1 protein-coding gene is annotated in these 625 nt (G+C 63.2%); it reads left to right on the top strand.

The genetic code is table 11. The features are described 5' to 3' along the window. The coding region (locus tag ACFQS1_RS40580; protein ID WP_378978420.1) for an endo-1,4-beta-xylanase at positions 1–625 on the top strand (625 nt) is incomplete at both ends.

Below are 625 nucleotides of genomic sequence, written 5' to 3'. Positions count from 1 at the left end.
GATTCGACGTATTCGACGATCGCGGGTCGTGAGTTCAACATGATCACGGCTGAGAACGAGATGAAGCCGGACGCGACCGAGCCGCAGCGGGGTCAGTTCAACTTCAGCTCCGGGGATCAGATCTACAACTGGGCGACGCAGCGGGGGTTGAAGGTCCGCGGGCACACCCTGGCCTGGCATGCGCAGCAGCCGAGCTGGTGGGGCAGCCTGTCCGGGTCGAGCCTGCGGCAGGCGATGATCGACCACATCAACGGGGTGATGGCCCATTACAAGGGCAAGCTGGCCTATTGGGATGTGGTGAACGAGGCGTTCAACGAGGACGGCTCGCGCCGTAACTCGAACCTGCAGAACACCGGTAACGACTGGATCGAGGTGGCGTTCCGCACCGCCCGGGCCGCGGACCCGTCGGTGAAGCTGTGTTACAACGACTACAACATCGAGAACTGGTCGTACGGTAAGACGCAGGGTGTCTACCGGATGATCCAGGACTTCAAGTCCCGGGGGGTGCCGATCGACTGTGTCGGCCTGCAAACCCATTTCACCGGGGGTAGCTCGCTGCCGGGTAACTTCCAGCAGACCCTGTCCAGCTTCGCCGCGCTCGGCGTGGACGTCGCGCTGACCGAGG

Origin of the sequence: Paractinoplanes rhizophilus (assembly GCF_042664765.1) — a bacterium.
Classification (GTDB): Bacteria; Actinomycetota; Actinomycetes; order Mycobacteriales; family Micromonosporaceae; genus Actinoplanes; species Actinoplanes rhizophilus.
Note: the sequence above shows the minus strand (reverse complement) of the source record. Positions and strands in the feature narration are given on the sequence as shown.